The following is a 4,475-nucleotide window of genomic DNA, read 5'->3' as shown; positions in this document are numbered from 1 at the left end:
CGACTGCCGCCGGGCAGCAAGCGCTGGCCGACGATGCCGAACTGGCGCAATTCGCCAAGGCGCTCGAGATACCCGCCGAAGCGGCTCAAGCAGCTGACGTGGCTGAAGCGGCCGAACCGGTGCCCGGCCCTGCTGCCGCTGCCGCCACGGCTCAGCCCGAACCCCTGCCTGAACCCGTTCCCCCGCTGGCCGGTCTGACCGTCTCGGAAGATGATTCTGACGACGAAATCCTGAGCATCTTCCTGGAAGAGGCCCGCGAGGTCGTGGACAACGGCCTGCAGGCGCTGCGCACCCTGGCCGATGAGCCCGGCAACCTCAGCGAGCAGACCACGCTGCGCCGCGCCTTCCATACGCTCAAGGGCAGCTCGCGCATGGTCGGCCTGGATGAATTCGGCGAAGCCGGCTGGGCCATGGAGCAAATGCTCAATGCCTGGCTGGCCGAGCAAAAGCCCATGCCCCAGCCCATGCAGGAGCTGGCCAGCGACGCGCTGCGCGCCTTTGGCGCCTGGGCTTCGGCCATCGAGCGCCAGCAGGCCGATGCCTGGCTGGCCACGCCCTTCCGCGCCGCAGCCGATGCCATGCGCCTGGAAGGCGTGCGCGCCGACGTGGCCCTGGTGCCGCGTGCCGACCGCCGCACGCAGGCCGAGCCTGCCGCGGTCGATGCGCCGGTGGAGCCCTTCGCCGCAGTGGAGCAGCAGCTGCAGGCCGAGCAGCGGGAAGCCCCCGAGCCGGCCGTGCCCGCCGAGACCGCCGGGCCCGCCGGTGACCTGGACATTGCGCTGGACTTCGGTCTGCTGGACCTGGACCCCCAGCCTGCGGCGGCCGTGCCCGAACAGTCGCAGGGTTCAACGCAGCCGGAGACCGCCGAGGCACCCGCCGCGCTGGCCACCGACGCGGTGGAGGAGCTGGACTTCGCCGCCTTCGAGGCGGCCATGCGCGACAGCGAGCAGGAAGCCCTGGCCGTTGTCTCGGGCGACCAGCCCGCGCTGCCCGGCACAGAGACCGTGCCCGAGGCACATGCCGACGCGCTGCCCGAGCTGCAAGCAGAAGCAGGCGCAGAAGCCGAAGCCGAAGAGCAGGCTCCGCACGCCGCCGTGCCGCTGGCGCCTTTCGAGGGGCTGGATCTGGACCTGACTCCGGCAGCCGCACCTGCCGAGGCCATCGAAGCCGTAGAAGCTTCCGAGGCGGAAACCCCGCAGGAGCTGCATGCCGAATCCGTGGCCGATGAGGCGCCTGCGGTGGCTGAGGAGTCCGGCGCACAGGAGCCGTCCGGCGTCGATGCCGATGGCTTCAAGGTCGTGGACGGCCTGCGCATCAGCGCGCCGCTGTACAACGTCTATCTCAACGAGGCCGACGAATGGTCGCGCCGCCTGGACCTGTCGCTGCAGCAATGGGCGACCGAGCCCGGCGAGCCCGTGCCCGATGACGCCATCGCCTTCGCGCATTCGCTGGCCGGCAGCTCGGCCACCGTGGGCTTCAAGGCCTTGTCGGACCTGGCGCGCCTGCTGGAGCATGCGCTGGCCCATCTGCAGCCGCAGCGCTGCGGCACGCCTGAGCAGGTCGCCGCCTGCATTGCGGCTTCCGACGAGGTGCAGCGCCTGCTGCACCAGTTCGCGGCCGGCTTCCTCAAGATACCCCAGCCGGGCGTGGAAGAAGCCCTGCAGGCACTGCTGGCGCTGGATATCGAAGTCGCGGACGCTCCGGACAGCCGGCTCGATGCGCTGCTGCCGGAGCCGTTGCCGCAGCCTGGCACGGATGCCGTGCTCGACGCCGGCGCCCATGCGCAGGCCCAGGCCCAGGCACAGGACGTGGCGCCGCTGGCCTATTCCATGCGCCCCCTGGTCAACGACGCACGCCAGGAAGCCGAGCTGCAGCGCCGCATCGATGAGGCCATCGCCCATGCGGTGGCCGTGGGCAACGATCTGGACGACGACATCGACGCCCTGGACGAAGTGGACCCCGACCTGTTCCCCATCTTCGAGGAAGAGGCCATCGAGCTGCTGCCCCGCCTGGGCGCTGCGCTGCGTCGCTGGCATGGCCGGCCTTCCCTGGACGAGGCGCGCCACGAAACGCTGCGCGCCCTGCACACGCTCAAGGGCAGTGCGCGGCTGGCGGGCGCCATGCGCCTGGGCGAGATGGCCCACCGCCTTGAATCTGCCGTGGAGCGGGTCGATGGCGAATCTCCGACCGCCGAGCAGATCGAGCCCTTGCTGGGCAGCTTCGACGCGCTGCAGGCCGGCTTCGACGTGTTGCGCGTGGCCGGTGAGCAGGCGCAGGAAGCGCCGCTGGACCTGGGCGATGAAATCTCCCTCGACGAGCCCGCAGCGGCTGCGGCCTCCGACGCATCGGCAGCGGCTGGATCACCGGCGGCTGCGGCCCCTGTGCCAGCGCCTGTCACTGCGCCGCTGCGCGCCGGTGCCCAGCAGACGGTGCGCGTGCGCGCCCAGTTGCTGGACCGCCTGATCAGCCAGGCCGGCGAGGTGCTGATTGCGCGCTCGCGTGTCGATGCGCGCCTGGCCCAGGCCCGTGGCTCGCTGGACGAGCTGGCCGGCAACCTGGAGCGCCTGCGCATGCAGCTGCGCGACATCGAGGTCCAGGCCGAGAGCCAGATGCAGTCGCGCCTGGCCCTGTCCAAGGACTCGGCGGCCGGCTTCGACCCGCTGGAGTTCGACCGCTTCACGCGGGTGCAGGAACTCACGCGCATGATGGCCGAGTCGGTCAACGACGTGGCCACCGTGCAGCGCAACCTGCAGCGCGACATGGCGGGCGCCGAGGACGACCTGGTCGCCCAGGGCCGCCAGGCGCGCGAGCTGCAGCGCGACCTGCTGCGCACGCGCATGGTGGAGTTCGACTCCCTGGCCGAGCGCCTGTATGCCGTGGTCCGCCAGACCTCCAAGGAAATGGGCAAGCAGGTGCGGCTGAACATCCTCGGCGGCACCATTGAAATGGACCGGGGCATGCTGGACCGCATGATGCCGGCCTTCGAGCACCTGCTGCGCAACTGCGTGGCCCACGGCATCGAGCCGCCCGAGCAGCGCACCGCTGCCGGCAAGCCGGCCATGGGCACCATCGAAATCATCCTGAGCCAGGAGCGCAACGACGTGGCGCTGTCGGTGGAGGACGATGGCGCCGGCCTGAACCTGCAGCGCATCCGCGACAAGGCTGTGGCCCAGGGCCTGTGGCCCGAGGACCAGACGCTGACGGAGCAGGACGCCGGCCGCCTGATCTTCGAGCCCGGCTTCACCACCGCCACCGAGGTGACCGGCGTGGCCGGCCGGGGCATCGGCATGGACGTGGTGCGCTCCGAGGTCAACGCGCTGGGCGGCCGCATCGAAACCCACAGCGAAGCGGGCCGGGGCAGTGCCTTCCGCCTCGTGCTGCCGCTGACCACGGCCGTCACCCAGGTGGTCATGCTGCGCGCGGGCCGGCTGCTGGTCGGCGTGCCGGCCAGCCTGGTGGAAATCGTGCGCCGTGCGCCCTTGGATCTGCTGCAGCAGGCCTATGCCAGCCACGGCTTTGAAGATGGCGGCGAGACCCTGCCTTTCTACTGGGCGGGCGCGCTGTGGCAGTCCTCCCTGCGCAGCGAGGAAACCGTGGGCCGCACCCGGCCCGTGGTCATCCTGCGCAGCGCGTCGCAGCGCATTGCGCTGCACGTGGACGAAGTGCTGGGCAACCAGGAAGTGGTGATCAAGAACCTCGGCCCCCAGCTGGCCCGCCTGCCCGGCCTGACCGGCATGTCGGTGCTGGCCTCGGGCGCCGTGGTCCAGATCTACAACCCTGTGGCGCTGGCCAACGTCTATGGCGACGAGGTGCGCGCCCGGACCGAAGAGGCCGAGCGTGCCGCCGGCCAGGGCGACGGCGAAGCCGTGCCGGCCAGCGCGGGACCGGTCTCGGTGCCGCTGGTGCTGGTGGTGGACGACTCCATCACCGTGCGCCGCGTCACCCAGCGCCTGCTGCAGCGCGAAGGCTACCGCGTGGCCCTGGCGGCCGACGGCCTGCAGGCCATGGAGCGCCTGGCCGAGGAGCGCCCGACCCTGGTGCTGTCCGACATCGAGATGCCGCGCATGGACGGCTTCGACCTGCTGCGCAACATCCGCGCCGACGAGGCCCTGCGCGACCTGCCCGTGGTCATGATCACCTCGCGCATCGCCCAGAAGCACCGCGAGATGGCGCGCCAGCTGGGCGCCAACCACTACCTGGGCAAGCCCTATTCGGACGAGGAACTGCTGGGCCTGATCCAGCACTATTCCCTGCAAGGGAACAGCACCCAGCCTGCGCCGCTGTCACTGCAGACGGAGACGCAGGTGCTGGGCGAAGAGGCCTGAGCCTCGGCGGCCAGCCCTCGCCCCGCAAAAAAGGAGCAGCCAGCGCTGCTCCTTTTTTCTTGGCTCCGGTGCCTTTGCACCGGCTTCCTTCAGCCGGCCTGCTTGACCACGCCGTAGCGGGCCAGCGTGCGCTCGCGCGCGGCTACGCGG

The 4,475-nt window shown here is 70.9% G+C and carries 1 protein-coding gene; it reads left to right on the top strand.

Going from position 1 to position 4,475, the window contains the following annotated elements:
• Positions 1 to 4,325: Hpt domain-containing protein (locus tag L995_RS30970; RefSeq protein ID WP_047475339.1), on the top strand; the 4,325-nt coding region annotated here is incomplete at its 5' end.
• Positions 4,326 to 4,475 lie beyond the last annotated feature (150 nt).

This window comes from Delftia sp. ZNC0008 (genome assembly GCF_000799035.1).
Lineage (GTDB): Bacteria > Pseudomonadota > Gammaproteobacteria > Burkholderiales > Burkholderiaceae_C > Comamonas > Comamonas tsuruhatensis.
This window is presented reverse-complemented; position numbering and strand designations above follow the sequence as displayed.